This window comes from Bacillus sp. LJBV19, from assembly GCF_017797845.1.
Taxonomy (GTDB): Bacteria; Bacillota; Bacilli; order Bacillales; family Bacillaceae; genus Bacillus; species Bacillus velezensis.
This window is the reverse complement of record NZ_CP072563.1, coordinates 392,550-412,572: the sequence shown is the minus strand read 5'-3', so window position 1 is coordinate 412,572 and position 20,023 is coordinate 392,550. Positions and strand designations below refer to the sequence as shown.

Here is a 20,023-nt window from a genome sequence, read left to right as displayed (position 1 = left end):
ATGAACGAAGTCCTTCAATTATTAACAGACCACCGTTCCATCCGCAGCTACACAGGTGAACCCGTATCGGATGAACAGCTGGATCTTATCATCCAAGCCGCTCAGGCAGCGCCGACTTCCATTAACGGCCAGCAATTTACCGTTATAGCGGTGAAAGATAAGGAACGGAAGAAAAAAATATCCGAATTGGCGGGCGGCCAGCCGTGGATTGACCAAGCGCCGGTTTTCCTTTTATTCTGCGCTGATTTTAACCGCGCCAAAATTGCGCTTGAAGAATATAATGATACACCGCTTGAGATCACGAACGGTTTAGAGTCCGTACTTGTCGGAGCCGTAGATGTCGGGATTGCGCTGGGTACGGCAACGGCTGCGGCTGAATCAATGGGACTCGGCACTGTGCCGATCGGCGCCGTGCGCGGCAAGCCGGACGAACTCATTGAATTGCTGAAACTTCCGAAATACGTTTTCCCGGTTTCCGGTCTCGTCATCGGCCATCCGGCAGACCGCTCCGCGAAAAAACCGCGTCTGCCGCAAGCAGCCGTTCTGCATCATGAAACGTATCAAGAAGAAGATGTAAGAACACATATCGAGGCCTATGACAAGCAGATGTCCGAATACATGAAAAAACGCACCGACGGACAGGAAACGAGAAACTGGTCACAAGGCATCACCTCCTACTATAAGCAGCTTTATTATCCTCACATTCGTGAAATGCTTGAAAAACAAGGGTTTAAGACGGATAAATAAGCGGATCAGCCTGCCGGAACACTCCGGCAGGTTTTTTCTGTTTCTCAAACAAAAGCGTTGACACTATGTAAAAATTTTTGTTAATATTTTCATCATATACTCATTGGTTTTCTGTGAACCGATGGGTTTTCTATTGTGACGAAAGAAGGAATCTGGGCTTATGAATGATAAGAAAACGGATATTCTGCTGGCGGCAAGAAAGCTTTTTTCCGGGAAAAGCTTTTCGTCAGTTTCGATGCAGGCGATCGCAGAGGAGTGCAAAGTCTCCAAAGCATCTTTATATAAGCTGTTTGAATCAAAGGAAGACCTGCTCCTGGAGCTGCTCGACTTTAACCAGAAACAGATGGTAGCCGCGGCTTCATTATTGAATGAAGAAACAAGCCTCTCCCCTGAGGAACGGTTTGCCAAAAAACTGATGGCTGAGCTTGAAGGCTTCAGGCGCAATCAGCAGTTTTTTAATATGCTGATGTACGGAAGCCCCTCTTCCATTAATGAGCGGGTAAAACGGCATATTCACAGGGCCCGCTCCACCTTTATCTGCTGGCATCGCGATTCACTGATTCAGACGTACGGCGAAGACATTATTCCTTATGTATGGGAGCTGGTGATCGTCCTGCAGGGGCTCCTGAGAGAATGCATCACGCTGATTAAGCTGGAAAAAGAACCGCTCGCCCTGGAGCCGCTCACGGAGTTTATCATCCGCCATCTCAATCTCATCGTCGAAAACAGGACAACCGAAACCGCTTTGCCTCAGGAGATGATTGACCTTTATATCGCCTCCGCTTCCTCATTTGAGCCGAAAGACAAAACCGTATTGCTGGCTGAAAGCCTGAAGGAACTGAAAGAAGCCGTCTCAGCCCTTCCGGAGGAAAAATATGACGCCGCAGGACTCGCTTCCGCGGCGGCTATGCTGGAGAAAGAATCAGCGGACAAACAGCCGCGGGATTTTCTCATCAAAGCGCTCATCGGTTATTTGGAGCAGGCCGGACCGCTGCACCAGCCGCTTGCAGCCGTTAAAACATTGCTCAAACTATAAAGAAAGAAGGAATCAGCTTGAATAAGAGTATTAAAACTGCACCATACAACCGCTCTGTCATTGTCGGGATTCTTTTGGCGGGTGCGTTCGTCGCCATTTTGAACCAGACACTGCTTATCACGGCGCTGCCGCACATTATGAATGACTTCAATATAGACGCCAACAAAGCGCAATGGCTGACAACGTCGTTTATGCTGACGAACGGGATTTTGATTCCGATTACCGCGTTTTTAATAGAGAAATTTACGAGCCGCACCCTCTTGATTTCCGCCATGAGTATTTTCACGGCGGGCACCATTGTCGGGGCATTCGCCCCGAATTTTCCGGTGCTCTTAACGGCCCGGATTATTCAGGCGGCCGGCGCCGGGATTATGCTGCCTCTCATGCAGACGGTATTTCTCACGATTTTCCCGATGGAAAAGCGCGGCCGCGCCATGGGTATGGTCGGCTTGGTTATTTCGTTCGCGCCGGCGATCGGCCCGACGCTTTCCGGATGGGCGGTCGAAGCATTCTCTTGGCGGTCTTTGTTTTATATTATCTTCCCGATCGCAGTCATCGATTTGCTTTTAGCGATTATTCTGATGAAAAACGTCACGACATTACGAGAAACACAGATTGATATTTTATCCGTGATCTTATCGACCCTCGGATTCGGCGGTCTGCTTTACGGCTTCTCAAGCGCCGGTTCATCAGGGTGGACCAGTACTGAAGTGCTGACTTCGCTGCTTGTCGGAGCGGTCGCGCTGATTTTCTTTATCGCAAGACAGATGAAGCTTAAAAAACCGATGCTGGAATTCCGCGTGTTTTCTTTCGGGATTTTCAGCCTGACCACCCTGCTCGGAACGCTTGTTTTCGCGCTGCTGATCGGAACGGAAACCATTCTCCCGCTTTACACGCAAAAAGTCCGGGGCGTATCCGCGTTTGATACCGGATTAATGCTTTTGCCGGGCGCGATTGTGATGGGGATGATGTCTCCGTTTATCGGCCGGGTGTTTGACAAAATCGGCGGAAAAGGCCTTGCGATGACCGGATTCTTCATCATCCTGCTCACGTCCCTGCCGTTTATGAATCTGACGGACTCGACGTCTCTCATTTGGATTGTCGTCGTTTATACCGCGCGGCTTCTGGGAACAGCCATGATTATGATGCCGGTGACGACAGCGGGGATCAACGCCCTGCCGCGCCACTTAATTCCGCACGGCACAGCCATGAACAATACCGTCCGCCAAGTCGGCGGTTCTATCGGTACGGCGCTGCTGGTTTCCGTGATGAGCAGCCAGGCCGCGCACGCAAATGCGTCAACTCCGGCAAACGCCGCCCTGCACGGCATGAATGCGGCATTTGTCGTAGCCGCCTGCATCGCGCTGGCCGGCTTCCTCCTATCTTTTATATTGAAGAAAAAACCGCGTCAGCCCGAGCAGCAGCAGGCCGTTACGCGGTAAACCAAAAAGAACCCGATCACGTATGTGACCGGGTTCTTTTTTTACTTCTCGATTCCGTCTTTTACTTCTTTCACCATTTGCGCCATGGATTCCAGGCCGCCTCCTGATTATGAAATAAAGATCAAACATCTTAAGCAGCCAGCTGTTCTTGGTATGTTACCAGCAGCTGGGGTTGTTTAATTTCGCTTTTAACAGGGTATGTTTATAATAGTGAATATAGGTTTGACAGTTTCTCTACGATGGCCGTCGATAGGGTTAACCTTGTATACTTGAAAAAGATACAACCGTTTATTTTCAAGAGGTAAGCACGTAATATCTGCCTCAAGCTTTTGAAAAGGTTTGCCTGCCTGAAAATCAATTTTCATCGGATATATAATAAGGTTGCCTCATTTGTCTCCGTTTTTTACTTTCACTCGGCATTGCCAAGCACAGTTCGGTTTTAAAGTTAATAGACATTTCTTGTCTCAATAAAGCAGTGATTTTACGGTTGCCCTATCAGAATCTATAATTACGGCACAACGAACCTATTTCCCGCCTTCAGTGCCCTTTCAGAAGGATACTGTTTGCCCGCCAGTTGTTCAAAACGTCTGCATTTTCCTATTAAATCATACTCATTTACTTTACTTGAGTATCTCTTTTTCTACCTCATACACATTTATACCTTTTAAATATACTTTTAGAACTTCACCATATATTTTCTTTTTAGAATATGGTGTCCATTTATTCTTAGTAAATAACTCATCAAACCCCTGTCTTTCTATATAAGGATTAAAAACAATTATATCGGCATCATACCCTTTAGAAATAACCCCCTTATTTGGAATATCGAAGATTTTTGAAGGCATAAAACCAAGGTAATAAACACAAAGTTTAAGTGCATCTTCAATGCATACATTCATCTCAATTAAAAGAGTGAATAATATTACAAACATCTCTTGGACTCCCGGCATCCCAGGCGGTGCATCAGGAAACAATCGTTCCTTCTCAAACAAAGTATGCGGAGCATGATCTGATCCTACTGTATCAATAGTTTTGTTAACCAAAGCATTTAGAAGGAACTTCCTATCATTTTCAGTTCTGAGAGGCGGACTTAATTTAATTAAGTTTCCATTTTTATAATAATCTAAATAATTAAAATATAAATGTGGTGGTATGGCTTCAAACGTAATAGGTAGTCCCCTATCTTTAGCTTTTCTAATTAATTCTACTTCTTTTTTTGAACTGACATGTAAAATGTGTACTTTACATCCGGTTATTTCACATGATTGTATTATTTTTTTTATTGCACTAACTGCAATTAACGGAGATCTGCTATTCGTATAACTTTCAATGTCAGATTCGTTACTATAATTTATCATTGAGTGATCCTCAGCGTGAACCGTCAGCGGAATCCCCTTTGAATTTAAAATTTCCATTATCTTAATAATAGTTGATTGATTGGTTACTATGTTTTTGGCTGTATGATGCCCTGCCATGAAAATTTTAACAGATACAACCATACTTTTGGATAACTTTTTTATTTGGTCTAAATTATCTTCTGTACCCAGAAAATGAAAAAAATAATCAACGTGCGACTTTTTTTTAAACAGTTGATCCTTTTCGATTAATTTCTTTATGGTATCGGTAGGAGGAACGGTGTTTGGCATATCACAAATGGTGGTAATTCCCCCACTAAGGGCAGCCAATGTGCCACTAAAGATATCCTCCTTATAAGCCAAACCAGGTTCTCTTAAATGAACATGAGAATCGATTAACCCTGGTAATACATAGCTGCCTTTAAGATCAATAATTTCAAAACCCTCTAAAAGTAAATTAACATCATTTATTTCAATATCAATTATTTTACCATTTTGAACAATAATATTACCTTCATATATTTTTTCATGTGATACTATTTTTGCATTTTTAAATAGAATTTTTTTCATACGTTTACCCCAGTCTATTTATATCTTGAAATATTAACTCTTTACAAAGTTCACTTACAGGTCCCATTAAAGAAATGGCTCTAGAGTCTCTAAGAAATCTTTCAACTTTATTTTCATTAAGATAGCCTCTTCCACCAAATATTTGCATAGCAGAATTAATTGTATTAAAAGAATTTTGTGATGCAAGTACTTTTGATTGCATCGCATAATAACCCGCTTTATCTAATTCATTTGAATCTGCTAGGTAAGCAGCTTTATATATGACAGACTGAATAGCCTCAATATTTATTTTCATTTCGACTAATTGAAATCGTACAGACTGATATTGTGTTAAGTTTCTTTTTAAAGAATATTCTAAAACTATCTTAAATACTGCCCTAGCTAATCCTAGACCGATAATGCCCGGATGAATTGCAGAGTCTCTATTTGATTTAAATATCTCGGTTCCACTTCCCACATGACCCAATAAACGACTTTTAGGTACTCTGCATTGGTCAAATGTTAATTCACCAGTACTTGTGCCTTTTAAGCCCATACCATTCCAACTTTCACCAAATCTCAAACCTTTGTCATCAGATTCAATAATTATAAATGATTGGTTTGTAAGACCGAAAGCTTTCTTATTGTTTTCCATATCCGCTTCTTTTCCCATTTGGCTTTTTACTAAAACTGTGTATACCCCTGCTTTCCCTGCACCAGTACAGAAACTCTTTCTCCCATCCAAAATATAGTAATCACCATCATCTATGATTGAAGCAGATAACCCATGTTTATTAGCACCAGAATTAGGCTCTGTCCAAGAGGAAGCTCCCAATTTCTCAGTAGCCAGTAGTGGTAAGTATTTTCTTTTTTGCCTTTCGGTTCCATACTCAATCACTCTCTTCACCACTTGATAATGAAACATCATAATTGTGGCTGTAGAAGCACACAAACTTGCAATTGATTCAATAGCATAAACTACATCGGCAATACTGCCTCCTAAACCCCCATATTCAGTAGGAATAATAATCTTAAATAACCCTTTACGTTGTAATACGTCTATTAATTCAATTGGAAATTTACAATGTTTATCAATCAATGCTCCATATTCTAGAAAATCGGGAGTTAGCAACTTAATTTCATTGTCAATCCAATCTTTAAATTGAATAAAGTGTTTATTCGTTCCAACTGTCAATACATCCATTTAAAATCCTCCTTTTAGAACCTTAACTGTTTGTGAAATACAAATTGTTGAAATATTTTGATTAATGCATTGATATTTCACTTTCATTTTTTTTTTGTTGATAAAATAAACTGTAATCTCTTTACTAGCATCATCGATTGAAATATTCTGATTGACAACACTACCTGATATTAATACCGCCTTAATTAAACAGGCCAGCCCAGTTAATGCAAAAGCCTTATGCCATGTTGGAACAGAAATCATTCTTGCTTCAATAGAATTGTTCATAGCCACTTTATTGACAATTGAAAACTTTGGGAATACTGAATTTTCATTTAAACCAATTAAACACTTGGCCTTATGCCTTATTAATTCAAACTCTCTATAAATTTTTAGATTTGGATCTTTGAATTCCGATATACTTAAATCCAGCTGACTCCGTTCAATAAATATATAAGGGTTGCCTGTATCAACAATACTGGCTAAATATTCTTTATTATTCACATAAATTTTATCAATTATATTACCAGTTGGAAGCGAAGTTGATGTTATAGAGCCTTCAGGATCAAAAAAAGTGACTTCCACTTCAAAAAAATCTTCTACAAAATTTTGAAGCATGACTTTAATTCGTTTATTTGTATTAATATTTTCAACTATTAAAGCTTCAATATTCCTTGTTTGCTTTTTATTCATATAATAAACTGCAGCAGCCACTATAGCATTACCGCAATTTCCACTAATATCAAATGAGTTTAACTGAGGTATATATTGAAGAAATAAACATTCACAATCTAAATCTTTCTTTAAGCTAGGGTAGATAATAGCTACTTTATTTACCTTTCCACCTAAATGTTCAATGATTTGGTTACAGTACTCATAACTATTTTGTACCAACTTCTCCTTTATCAACAATTTATCTACCATTAAAACGCATATAAGGCTCTCTCCACTTTTTACTATACCCTTAATAATTTTATTACTGATTTTCAACAATACCATTATGTCACCTCAGAAGAATTGTTCCTTTTTCAATAGCAGCTTTATTCAAATTCAAATCTTTTGTAAACTGAATAAAATTTTCTAATATTACTAAGCTCCATATGATATGAGAATGATCTATTAGCCCTTCTCTATGCTCTTTTAAGAGAAGATCGGTTGACTTTTTATCACAGAAGGATAAATGATAAGCATTACCGGAAGATAAAATTGACTCAACAAAATCAAAAAGCTCATTTTTAATCCATATGTTTATAGGTAATGTGAAAGGCTTTTTCCGTCTTGAAACAATATTTTTTGGAACTGTATTTCGAACAGCATTTTTCAAAAAAATCTTTTCGTTATCTAATGTAATAAAATCTTTAAACTTTCTAGATAGTCTAGCCAAATTGGCGATATTATTTCTAAGAAAAGGAACTCTCGCTTCAATACTATGGGACATAGATAGTTTATCTAATCTGACTAAATGATATGCTGGGAGTCTGGTCACTTGTTCCAATTCCATTAGATCTTCTAACTTTGTATCATTTTTTAATATTGAGTACCCATCATTAAACCAATGATTTAATTTAAAAAAATTCATAAATTGACTTTTAGTCATAGTACCTATAGAATCACGATATCCACTTAATCCATTTTTTAGCATAGATTTATACCGTGAATAACCTCCAAATAATTCGTCTGACCCGTCTCCTGTTAGCAGTACTCGATTTTTTTTGCTTGCTTCTTTTATAACTTTATATGTTGGTATTGTAATAGGATCTTGTATTGGTTCTTCTAAACTGTAAATAACCTTATTTAACAAAAGGGGAATTTCTTCTGGCTTTAGAATAACTTCGTTCAAAGTTAATCCTAATTTTTTAGTAAGATTCTGTGCAAACTTTCGCTCATCATCTTCTAACTGGCCTGAATACCCAATACTATAAATATTAAAGTTACTATATCTATTTTTATGTAAATAAGAAACTATAATACTTGAATCAAGGCCACCGCTTAACAAGCAACCATAACTGACTTCTTCTGGTATCATTTCATTTATTGATTTATTTAGAGCTTTATCCAATGCTTCTTCCAACGATTCTTGAGAGGGACTATCAAGCTTGCTTTTATGGTATTCGTTTTCTCTTAAAACCCCATTTGTAACCTTCAAAAAGGTTCCTGGTCTTAATTTAAAGATATTTTTGAAAATCGTTTCAGGTGGAAAAATAGCCTTGTAGAAAAGGTATTGAAAAATCAATTTCTCATCTATTTCAAATTTTGTAAACGGGAGAGCGGATAATGCCTTTATTTCTGAAGAAAAAGCAAAGTGTTCTCCATCTGTATAATAATAGATCGGTTTAATACTATACGGGTCTACAGCTAATAATAAGACTTCACTTTTTTTATCAAATAAACATATAGAATACATACCATCCAGCTTTTCAAAAAATTTCTCTCCATACTCTAAATATAAACTTGGAATTACCTCACCATCACAATTCGTATTAAAGCGATATCCCTTTTCCTCTAATTCATTCTTAAGCTCTTTATAATTATAGATCTCTCCATTATAAAAGCATGTAACCTGTTTCATATCATCCTGAAAGGGTTGCGACCCATTATCAATATCTGTTATACTCAGGCGTACTGACCCCATAGTTATTATTGAATTCATAAAATATTTAAAATCGTCCGGACCTCGATGCTTAATAAGATTATGCTGTTTTGTTATTAGATCTTGTTTATCACCATGAAAGTTATTTAAAAAACCAAAAATCCCACACATAAATTTCACCTCTTTATTTTATGTCTATGACATTTATACTATTCCTTTAATCCCGTATATACAGCTAATTCAGTTTCGTCTTCATAATATATATCGTTTTCCCATTTAAATCCGGAATCCGATAGTAATTGCTTTTGAGTCTCTAAGGTTAACGGTATGTTGAAATGATATTTTCCCTCTTCCTTTTCTTCAAGAGGTGCTACATACTTATAGTACTCGTTAAGTGACTCTTTCTCCTCTTCTATTGATACTAAAAAGTCCCCTTCAATATACTTTCCGCCCCTTTCTAAAGATAAGTAGATTTTTTCATATAATGCTTTTTTTGTGTTAGGTGTAAAGTGGTGAAATGTTTGAGAAGAAATTATATAGTTAAATTGTTCTTTACCAAATGGGAATTCAAAAAACGATCCATGTCTTATTTGAATTTGTGAGCTATACTCGGTAAATTTTTTACTCAGCACCTCCAGCATATTCTCTGATAAATCAATACAAGTTATTATTGCATTTGGGGCTTTATCTAAAATGGAGTGTAATGTTAACCCGGTACCGCAACCAAGTTCTAATATTCTAATCTTTTCTTTTGTTTCACTTACATGAGAAGAAATAGCTTTAAAATAATGATTATAAGGATCGTGTTTCGCGTATTCATCCCAATCTTTCGCTTTTTCATCAAAGAACTTTTCCATTTCCTCGAGATTATCAACATAATCAGGTTTCAAATTTACCCCTCCTAAATTAGTTCGAGTTAATTTAATAATCAATAAATTTTTGGCTAGTCCTATTATTTTCCCGGTATCCTGCAAATTTCCCCTTCATTACTTGTAATAACCATATTAATCCGCATAACATGGATACCATGCCTCCTATTGCTCCGACAATAGGCACACTATATTTCTCATAAGCATAACCACTAATAAAGTATGAAATTTGCATTACACCCATATAGGTTGAATTATATAATGAAAAGACCCTTCCCCTGATCTCATCGGTTGTCCCCATTTGCACAAAATAATTACTTAGAGGAATAATGACCCCCCCACATACTCTCATTAAAAATAAAAATAGACTTCCTAAGTAGAACACTGTGGAGTGTGTTAAAAGCACAAACAGCATGGATTGAACTGAGTAAGATATTCCAAAAGAAAATAGTGCACGTTTAAAATTATTTTTAATTATTTTCTTTACAATATAAGTACCTAACAAAATACCCAGTCCGTCTATAGCATATAAAGCGCCTATACCTACAGCACCTAAATGGTAAATGTTATTACCTAAAAAAGGAATTAGAATATAATATCCTCCACCAACCAATCCCCATGTTAATCCAATTAAGATTACATAACGGATCAAAATGTTCTGGTTGCTTTCCAATAATCCTTCTTTTAAAAGTTGTATATAGGGCTGATTTTGAATATCAGATTTCTTATTTTCTTGATATTTTATTTTAAAAACGTAATAAGCCGACCAAAGAAATGACAAGGAATTAACCAGAAAACACGTTATTGGACTAAATACAGTGGATACAATACCACCTAAAACAGCCCCAATGATATTAACTATTGCATCTGTACTAGACATAAATGCATTTGCTTCTGGCAAATCCTTTCTGTTAACAATTAGTGGCAACAACGCTTGTTTTGTCGGATTAAATAAGACACTAATTACACCAAACAAAAATGAATTAATATATAACACATATACGTTATTATAGACAATAGCCCCTATAAAACTTAAAACAAGCAAAGCTCTGAGAATATCCGTAGCAATCATGATTACTTTTTTTGGCCATTTGTCAACGAGTGGACTTAAAATAGGTCCTAAAAAAACAACTGGTAAAGAACGACAAAGCAATAACATACCTACTGCTGCGGGAGAATTAGTTAACATTAGCACTGTTTGTGTGATAGCTACCTGATTGAACCAGTCACCTAAAGTACTGCCCGATTGCGCAAACCAAATATATCGGAAATTTAAATTCTTTTTAAATAAGCCTTTTTCATCCACTTATTACCACACCTTTAACGTTAACCTCGAAATTATTACATTGTTTTTCTATTCTGTTAATTCTAGAAAGTTATTGATATCATCCTTGATTAATTCGATTGCATCCTGCCAAAACTCAGTGCCTGTTAGATCAACGCCTAAATATTTTAGAGCCAACTCTTCCGCAGTCATACTTCCTGTACTCTTCAACAATTCAATAAATTGATTCGAAAAATTTATTTTATTCTCTGAATATCTCTTATAAATCCCAATACTGAATAAATATCCAAATGTATATGGGTAATTATAAAAAGGCACTTCTGTAATATAATAATGAAGTCTAGAAGCCCACAGCCAAGGGTGGTATTCAGAGAGACAATCACTAAAGGCATCCTGCTGTGCCTGAACAGTTAGCTCTTTGAGCCGTTTTGCACTGACTATCCCTTTTTTCCGCTCGTTATTAAGTCTTGTCTCAAAAAGAAAGCGAGCTTGTATACCAAGCAAGCAAGATACTGCCTGCCTTATTTTTTCTTCTAAAAGTAAGATTTTTTGTTCCTTACTCACAGTTTCACAAATTGCGGAGTCTGTAACAATAAGTTCAGTCAGCATTGAAGCTGTTTCTGATAAGCATAATCCACAGTTTTGCACCAATTTAGGTAAGTCACGCATAGTATATTGGTGGTATGCATGACCTATTTCATGGGCAAGCACACTAACAATCGATGAACTACCAGAAAACGTCGTGAAAATACGTGATTGAGCACTGTCAGAAAAATATATACAAAATGCTCCAGATCGTTTTCCGGGACGATCCTCAGCCTCTATCCATTTTTCTTGAAACACTTTTTCCGCAAAAACTGATAAATCCATGTCGAATTCCCCTAATTTTTTAACTATGGTGTCTACAGCATCTTCATAACTCATTTGGCTTTTGGTTTTACCAAGTGGTGCAAATACGTCATACCAAGCCAACTTGTCCACTCCTATAATTTTCGCCTTGCGTTCTAAAAATTGAATTAGACCTTGTTTATTTTTGTTAATTACATCCCACATTGTTAATAGGGTTTCCTCAGAAATTCTATTATTAATCAATGATTCTTTAACAGGATTTGACCATCCCCGCTGATTATATACATTAAGACGGAATCCACATAAATGATTTAGAATAGATCCTATAAGATCCTCCTCTCTCTCCCAAATATCATTTAATAAATGAAATATTTGTTGGCGAATGGATCGATCAGAGCTGTCTAATATATTCATTGCCTGTCCAACAGATAGAAGCTTGCTGCTTCCGTTTATCGTATAAGGTATTGTTATTTTACTAATTATATTGCTATACAAATCTCCCCAAGCATGATAGCCGTCAATAGCCAGTTCCTTGATTAGATTCTCTTTATCTAAAGATGAAAGCTCTTTTATTTTTTCTCTTCTCTCCTTCAAAGGAAAAGAAACTTGCTTAAAATAATCATCATTCATCATTTTTTCCCAATCAGACTTTTTCATTTCCAGAAATAATTGATCTAGCTTTTCTAGTGCTGCATTGAAAGCTGATTCAATTACTGAAAAATTCATTTTTAGATTTCGGGCTTCTTTATCTCTCATATCCTGAGCAATCAAACAACTAATATAAGCCTCTGCTTCTCCTAAACGACATGATAAATCTTGCCAGATATCAAGAATATTTCTCCAAATTGTGAGATCTCTACTTTCTTTTAGTTCAGAAGAACTTACTAGAAGTTCAAATTTCTTTATATCAGTTTTAATATGATTCATATAGATTTTAAAATCCTCAGATAAGCTTCCTCCTAAGAAGAAAGCATCCAAATCCCATGTTAAGCTATACTTATTTAATTGATTAGTCATAGCACTACCCTTTCACTTACCTTTGTGGCCCACGATTAACTACTAAAATAAGCAGTAAAATACTTAAAACTCTTGAAATATACCATTATTTTTTTCATAATGTTATTCTAAACAAAATATGCGGGGGACAGCCCCCGCATATTTCTTTGTTATTACAGATTATTGCTTACCATTATTGCTGTTTTTTTCGACTTTTCCGTCATTTTTACGCACTTGTACTTTTTTCATGATTTCACCCCCTTTCAAGTAATACTTTCAATCCGTAGTTCCGACTATGTCCAAATCATATAACTCAGAAATTAAATCTCTCCATTTACCCTTCTCATTAATGGAATTTGCCCTATTCAGAATTTCGTAACCAGTTAAGTTCTGCTCCACTAGTCTGAAGAAAACAGAATCATCTACTTCGAAAATATTTGAACTAATCAAATTTGAGTAATCTTTTTGAAATAAGTATGTTGTCTCTTTTTTTTGAATAGTTTCTATATCTTCTATTTTTTTAATATTTTCGTTATTAATAATTTCCATTAAGTTATAAGAAAAAGTTTTTTTACTAAATGGTCGTTTAAGAAAGAGAGGCTTATTCCAGTTGAGTTTATTTTTATTATATACATCCTGTATCTCAACTTGAGATATTCTAAATACTTGATATGAATATGTGGCAAGATCTGCAAGAATATCGGGTAAACTATTATCACTAATATACTTATGAGCATGCTCTAAAAAGCGTTCTGCCTCTATTTCTGATGTGAGAAACCCATCGGTATAAGACTGCGTAAATGAGCTGAAGAATGAATCAAATAGATTTGCTTGCTGCAAGACTGAAGTAAACTCCGAAAAATCAGCACATCTCTTTCCTTTTCGTTCCTCTTCCAAATGATCAGCAGTCCGATTAAGTTGAGTAAAGTCTAGGGTCTCTATTAATTTTAACTCTTCTTTTGATAGATCATATTCATAAAGAATATTCTCAGTTGATTGTGATTTCATTCTTTCCCGTAAAGAATTATTCCTGATATAACAAGTTAGAAAGGTTTGCAATTGTAGTGTACTCATTACGAGACCACCTCTTTGTTCTTGAAAAACAATGATTTAGCCCAATTCATCCGTTCACGCAATTCTTCAACTTCTGGATGAGAATCAGTTTCAGTTTCTAACTCCCATATAAACGCTTTTGGTTGTACACCGCTTTTTTTGGATAGATACTCCAAAGCCTTATACTGCATCAACTGTTTATCATAAACCGTGCCAAATATATCAGATTTCATCTCTTTTTGTTGCTTACTGTTACCTATGGTACAGTGAATTTGAACAATCCGGTCAGAAGGAATAGTGTCAATAAACTCGTAATAATCACAATCGGAATACATTTTTGAACTGCTGATATTCTCCATACTGAGCACTATTCCAATATCCGCCCTCTCAACTACTTCTTTCAGGATCTCCGCATGTGTTATTGTTCCTGCCTGAAAATACTCTACAACATTCTCAATCAGGAGCGGAGTATTGATTACCTTTTTAGCTTCAAGAATATTACGAACAAAGATATCAATAGACTCCTCATTCCCAATAGGAGGAAGTAAACCACCAGCTGCCAAGCCTGGAACACCTGTAAAACATAAGTGATCCCCGCACCATTTTGCTTTACATCTGAGCATCATATCATTCATACTATTTAACAGCTTACTATCCATAGGTGTATCTGTTCCGAAAGAAAACCTTGTAGTATGAGCAATAATAGGCTTCCCTAGTCGATCAACCATTTTGTTTAACTCATCTGGTTCATTTAAGTATTGAATAAGTAACAATTCATAGACTTCGGATACATCCCCCAATCTTTCAAGATAATCCATGTAAACTTCAGAATTATGGACAAGCATACCTACTCCTAAATTCGGGTAATTCATTCTAAACAGGCCTCCCAATACTTCCTGTAAATAAATTTCACAAATCTAAAAATCCATTAAAACCCTTTAATTGGATTATATAACACATTTTAACACTTTTAAACATTTTTATTACTACAAATTTTTTCATATTTTTACAAAAAACTACATTATTCTACATTTTTTTGTATATGCAGAGTTAATGAGAGAAAAAAACCTTTTATGTTTAATTTAACGCTTTCTTCTGAAGGTCTCGTCTTATCCTTTTAACAGGACTATTAATAATTATTCTTGAACTTAAAAAGTCTGATCTTTCTCTTTTCTCTCCTTTAGCCTTTAATAACATTTATTTTTTCCATAACTAAGAAAAATCTTCTCTATTATGCACCTGAAGCTTTCCTCAAATAAAATGCCGTCTAGTTGAAAACGGAGAATTTAAAACAATTTTGGTAGCATTTTTCATGAAATTAGAATGATCAATGATGCTTTAAAGAAATTCAACAAGAATGGCCGATCAGCACGCCTGTTAAAAGATTAAAAATCAAATTAAAATTCAAGCATGAAAATTTCAAAACACGGATGAAATAATTAAGCATCCGTGGGCTCCTATCCACTCTTATCAGATGGATAAGCTAGTATACGTTTTGGATAATTTACAAACAAAGGAACTGAAATCTGAAATAACTTCGGAAAGGTTAAACTGAAGTTCTAAAAAAGTATGAAGTATGGGGAGAGGGAACAGTACCGTCTACAGTCGCAGAATTAGTAAGAGGAACTGAATTGATGCCAACAACATGTATCGGGATCTTGGTATCTCTTGATTAAGCATGATTATCAGAAAAAACCAACAAACAGGCAGCCAAAAAAAGGAACATTGAGCTAAACACGTGAGTTTCAATGTTGCCTCTTAATTAAGACTTTTTGTAGTGTTCACAAAGACAGAGGAATGAGATACCTACGATATTATTTAAATTCCTGCTGATTAGGACTGTAACAAGACAGGTTTCTTTTCATAAAGATTGAACTAACTGTGACACCACTCCTTATTTTAACGGTCGCTGCCTATTCTGTAGGAAGGTTAATTCCTGACACATGTAAAAATTCCAACTCAAGAGTATCAGAAAACAGTCGAAGTTAGCATTTTCCAATAGCCTCTAACTGATTCTTTTATATAATTTCATTAACCAGTAAATCAGTAAGTTTGAATATTCTATCTCAACATTACGACAGTCATTGCAGAGTAACTATTGAATATTAATTCTACAACAAAACAGCCAGTCGCCGATCTTCTGTCGGCAGCTGGCTGTTTAAAGATGCTCTCAGATCAGGGCAGTCCGACAGCCTCAAGCCTTTTAAAAAGATAATAATTTAATTTACTTCTCGATTCCGTCTTTTACTTCTTTCACCATTTGCGCCATGGATTCCAGGCCGCCTCCTGATAAATACCATGTAGCTGAATCAAGGTAGACAACATGGTTGTTTTTCACGGCTTTCACCGATTTTACATAATCATTCTCAACCACTTGTTTTGTTGAAGATTTTGTGCCGATCGCTGTTCCGCGGTCAACGACAAACATGTAATCAGGGTTTGTTTTGGCGATATATTCATAGGAAATGCTTTGTCCGTGCAGTGAGGCTTCAATGTTTTTGTCAGCCGGTTTGACGCCGAACACATCATGAATGAAGCCGTATCTTGATTTAGATCCGAACGCGCTGATTTTGCCGTCGTTCGCCATCACCACTAACCCGTTTTTATCCGTGCTGCTTGTCTTTTTCTTCAGATCGGCAATGGATTTGTCAATTTTCGCAAGCTTATCTTTCACTTCATTTTCTTTGTTAAAGATTTTGCCGATCACTTCGGTGTTGTGCTTGAATCTGTCAACGTAGTTTGTATAGTCATCATCAAGATAAATCGTCGGCGCGATTTTTGAGAACTCTTTATAAGAATCAGATTGTCTGTGGGCGATAATGATTAAATCCGGATCAATATCCGCGACTTTTTCAAAATCCGGTTCTTTTAAACCGCCGGTATTGGCGTATTTATCACTTTTATATGAAGATAAGTATTTTGGAAGGTTTTGTTTCGGAAGTCCCGCCACGTGATCCTGTAAACCGAGTTCATCCATCGTGTCCAGCATTCCGAAGTTGAATACGACGACTTTTTTCGGATTCTTCGGCACTTTGACTCCTTCTTTGTTCAGGTCATCTTTGATTGTGATTGTTTCTTTTGATTTGCCTGATGTTTTGTCCCCGTTTCCGCATGCAGAAACAACAAAAATCGTAACTAGCGCAATGAATAGCAATGCGAATTTTTTCATGATTTTCACCTCATCTGGTTTTTAAGAAAAGTACACACCGATCCGCTGACTGTCAATCTCTTGAATCGGGATGGTCATATCATAAATATCTTCAAGCACGGAGGTTTCAATGATCTCCTCCGCCGGCCCTTCTTTGACGATCCGGCCGTTTTTCAGAGCGACGATATGGTCTGAATATACGGATGCGAAGTTGATATCGTGAATCACTACGACGACCGTTTTTCCGAAGTCTTCCACAAGCCGCTTCAACAGCTTCATCATTTCAACGGAATGCTTCATATCTAAATTGTTCAGCGGCTCGTCGAGAAAAATATAGTCCGTATCCTGAGCGATGATCATCGCGATAAATGCCCTCTGGCACTGGCCTCCGCTGAGCTGATCGAGGTATTTATCCTTTAATTCATCCAGCTTCATATAACTGAGGGCCTGGTTGATATGCACCCAATCTTCATCCGTCAGTTTCCCTTGGGAATACGGAAATCTGCCGAAGCTGACCAGGTCTTTAATTGTCAGTCTGATATTGATTTGGTTCGTCTGCTTCAAGATGCTGATTTTTTTCGCCAGATCGTTGCTTTTGCAGGCCCCGATCTCTTGCCCGTCGACCGTGATTTCCCCGGAATCCGTCTTAATCAGCCGGCTCATGATAGACAGCAGCGTGCTTTTTCCCGCGCCGTTCGGACCGATAAATGAGGTGAGCCTGCCCTTTTGAATGGATAGAGACGTTTTCTCAAGGACGACTTTCCCTCCGTATTGTTTGCTTACATTTTTGACCTCTACCATGATTTATTCTCCTTTAACAGCAGATAGATAAAATAAATCCCGCCGGCAAAATTAATGATGACGCTCAGCGTCGTGGAAAACGTGAACACTTTCTCCACGACGAACTGGCCCCCGACGAGCGCGACGATGCTGATCAGGACAGAACCCGCGATTAAATACGTGTGCCTGTAGGTTTTTAAAAACTCTCTCGCCAGATTGACGACAAGCAGTCCTAAAAACATAATCGGCCCCACAAGAGCCGTAGAGACAGACACAAGAATGGCGACGACAATGAGCATCTGTTTCACAAGCTTATCGTAATCAATCCCCAGGTTGACGGCGTGCTCCCTGCCGAGCGACAGCACGTCAAAAAACCGCGTGAACCGCCAGACATAAATGCCCGTCAGAAGAAAGACAGCACCGGCAAACCATAAAAGATCGGTGTTGATATTGTTAAAGCTGGCAAACATTTTGTCCTGAACAACCTGGAACTCATTCGGATCAATCAGCATCTGCATAAAGGATGACAGACTGTTGAACAGCGTGCCGAACACGACGCCGACAAGCAGAAGGAAAAACACGTTCCGCCCCTCGCCTTTAAACATGAGCTGATACAAAACGAGTGACAAGAGCACCATCAGCCCGACGGAGATGACGAAATTAAGATTTTTGTTCATCATGACGATATTCATTGAACCGAACAGGAACACGATGACAGTCTGAATGAGCATATACAGGGAATCGAGGCCTAAAATGCCCGGTGTCAGTATGCGGTTATTTGTAATCGTCTGGAAGATGACCGTTGAAAACGCGATCGCTCCTCCGGTAAGCATCATGGCAAGCACTTTGAAGCATCGTCTCGGCAGGGAGTATTCCCAATTGCCCAGTCCGTAGAACAGGAAGAATCCGATACATATCATGGCGAGCGCCGCCAGCAGCGTAATTTTTTTATTATGACTCATATGCTTTTCTCCTTAACAGCATATACAGGAAGATGCCGCTGCCGATAACACCGACCATCAGGCCGATGGAAATTTCGTACGGGAAGATGATCACCCTTCCCAAAATGTCGCAAAACAGCACAAAAACAGCGCCCAGCAGAGCGGTGTGGGGCAGGCTGCTCCTCAGGTTGTCCCCTTTGTAAATCGACACCATATTGGGAATGATCAAACCGAGAAACGGCAGCATCCCGACGGTCAGGATCACCAGTGAAGCGATGAGCGACACGATAATCAGACCGATATTGACGACGCGTTTGTATTTCAGGCCGAGATTGACGGAAAAGCTCTCTCCCATTCCCGCCACCGTAAATTTATCCGCATACACATAAGCGATGATCACCAGCGGGATACTCAGATATAAAAGCTCATACCGGCCTTTGACGACCAGTGAAAAATCTCCCTGCAGCCAAGATGACAGGTTTTGGATCAGATCGTATTTATATGCGATAAACGTGGCGATTGAGCTGACGATGTTCCCAAGCATTAAACCGACGAGAGGAATAAAAATCGCATCATTGAATTTGATTCTCTCGAGGATTTTCATGAAAAGGAAATTTCCTGCCAACGCGAAAACGAAAGCGATAGACATTTTCACCAGCGGACTCGCTGACGTAAAAAGCATTAATGAAATCAAAATTCCGAGCCTTGCCCAGTCCATCGTTCCCGCAGTCGTCGGCGATACAAATTTATTCCGGCTGATCTGTTGCATGATTAATCCGCAGATGCTCAGGCTCATGCCGGCGATGATAATGCTCACCAAACGCGGCAGCCGGCTGTCAAACAATGTACCTGCCTGTTCTTTATTTAAATGAAAAATATCCAGCGGCGACAAATCTTCTACACCGATAAATATAGAAGTACACGCCAAAACCGCCAGTAGCAAAAGTAAGTAACGTAGCTTCATGCTGCCTCCCTGCACCCATCACAAACGGTATGACTGATTGCCAAACAACTCCCATATATCCCACTCGTAATGATTATCATTATCAACGACAATTATAATCTTATCATCTTTCCAAGCGCAGTCAATACAGTTTTGCTTTCAAAAGCGGTCATCCGCGGGCCGTACACTAAATTGTCTTACAATCAGTCTATCAAGAATTTGCAGGATTTTCTATAACCTTCATTTGGCTGCTTATC

The 20,023-nt window shown here is 38.0% G+C and carries 16 protein-coding genes; 3 read left to right on the top strand and 13 right to left on the bottom strand.

Annotated features, from left to right (window positions below):
• From J6600_RS02030 to J6600_RS02020, 3 genes are all read left to right on the top strand, one after another.
• A complete protein-coding gene (locus tag J6600_RS02030) occupies positions 1-747 on the top strand; it encodes an NADPH-dependent oxidoreductase (RefSeq protein WP_095273133.1) in 747 nt (248 codons plus the stop codon).
• Between the two features lie 160 nt (positions 748-907).
• Positions 908-1,783 (top strand): TetR/AcrR family transcriptional regulator, encoded by an 876-nt coding sequence (locus J6600_RS02025; protein ID WP_015239157.1) that lies wholly within the window; start codon positions 908-910, stop codon positions 1,781-1,783.
• A gap of 17 nt (positions 1,784-1,800) precedes the next feature.
• The gene (locus tag J6600_RS02020) at positions 1,801-3,225 is read left to right on the top strand and encodes an MDR family MFS transporter (RefSeq protein ID WP_017419270.1); all 1,425 of its coding nucleotides are present in this window, start codon (positions 1,801-1,803) and stop codon (positions 3,223-3,225) included.
• A gap of 620 nt (positions 3,226-3,845) precedes the next feature.
• On the opposite strand, the gene J6600_RS02015 is transcribed toward J6600_RS02020, so the two are convergent.
• From J6600_RS02015 to J6600_RS01955, 13 genes are all read right to left on the bottom strand, one after another.
• Positions 3,846-5,150 carry a dihydroorotase gene (locus J6600_RS02015; protein WP_209387888.1) on the bottom strand — a complete coding sequence of 435 codons (1,305 nt, stop codon included), beginning with the start codon at positions 5,148-5,150 and terminating at the stop codon, positions 3,846-3,848.
• Positions 5,151-5,154: 4 nt separating this feature from the next.
• The gene (locus J6600_RS02010; RefSeq protein WP_101562706.1) at positions 5,155-6,333 is read right to left on the bottom strand and encodes an acyl-CoA dehydrogenase family protein; all 1,179 of its coding nucleotides are present in this window, start codon (positions 6,331-6,333) and stop codon (positions 5,155-5,157) included.
• Entirely contained in the window at positions 6,334-7,311 is a 978-nt protein-coding gene (locus J6600_RS02005) for a PrpF domain-containing protein (RefSeq protein WP_209387887.1), read from the bottom strand.
• Between the two features lie 4 nt (positions 7,312-7,315).
• Positions 7,316-9,073 (bottom strand): asparagine synthase (glutamine-hydrolyzing), encoded by a 1,758-nt coding sequence (asnB, locus tag J6600_RS02000; RefSeq protein WP_209387886.1) that lies wholly within the window; start codon positions 9,071-9,073, stop codon positions 7,316-7,318.
• A 38-nt stretch (positions 9,074-9,111) separates the two neighbouring features.
• A complete protein-coding gene (locus tag J6600_RS01995; RefSeq protein ID WP_209387885.1) occupies positions 9,112-9,792 on the bottom strand; it encodes a class I SAM-dependent methyltransferase in 681 nt (226 codons plus the stop codon).
• 31 nt (positions 9,793-9,823) lie between these two features.
• Positions 9,824-11,077, bottom strand: coding sequence for an MFS transporter (locus J6600_RS01990; protein ID WP_209387884.1), 1,254 nt, complete (start codon positions 11,075-11,077; stop codon positions 9,824-9,826).
• Positions 11,078-11,125: 48 nt separating this feature from the next.
• Positions 11,126-12,922: a M3 family oligoendopeptidase gene (locus J6600_RS01985; RefSeq protein ID WP_209387883.1), complete on the bottom strand. Its 1,797-nt coding sequence runs from the start codon at positions 12,920-12,922 to the stop codon at positions 11,126-11,128.
• Between the two features lie 255 nt (positions 12,923-13,177).
• Positions 13,178-13,975 (bottom strand): hypothetical protein, encoded by a 798-nt coding sequence (locus tag J6600_RS01980; protein WP_209387882.1) that lies wholly within the window; start codon positions 13,973-13,975, stop codon positions 13,178-13,180.
• On the bottom strand, positions 13,975-14,826 hold the full coding sequence (locus J6600_RS01975) for a multinuclear nonheme iron-dependent oxidase (protein ID WP_209387881.1): 852 nt from the start codon (positions 14,824-14,826) through the stop codon (positions 13,975-13,977). Before J6600_RS01975 ends, J6600_RS01980 begins: the two co-directional genes overlap by 1 nt.
• Before the next feature lie 1,352 nt (positions 14,827-16,178).
• Positions 16,179-17,123 (bottom strand): siderophore ABC transporter substrate-binding protein, encoded by a 945-nt coding sequence (locus J6600_RS01970; protein ID WP_012116805.1) that lies wholly within the window; start codon positions 17,121-17,123, stop codon positions 16,179-16,181.
• Between the two features lie 21 nt (positions 17,124-17,144).
• A complete protein-coding gene (locus J6600_RS01965; protein ID WP_063636991.1) occupies positions 17,145-17,903 on the bottom strand; it encodes an iron ABC transporter ATP-binding protein in 759 nt (252 codons plus the stop codon).
• A complete protein-coding gene (locus J6600_RS01960) occupies positions 17,897-18,844 on the bottom strand; it encodes an iron chelate uptake ABC transporter family permease subunit (RefSeq protein ID WP_014416905.1) in 948 nt (315 codons plus the stop codon). Before J6600_RS01960 ends, J6600_RS01965 begins: the two co-directional genes overlap by 7 nt.
• Positions 18,834-19,787 (bottom strand): ABC transporter permease, encoded by a 954-nt coding sequence (locus J6600_RS01955; RefSeq protein ID WP_015239156.1) that lies wholly within the window; start codon positions 19,785-19,787, stop codon positions 18,834-18,836. The genes J6600_RS01960 and J6600_RS01955 overlap by 11 nt, the downstream gene beginning before the upstream one ends.
• Between the last annotated feature and the right edge of the window lie 236 nt (positions 19,788-20,023).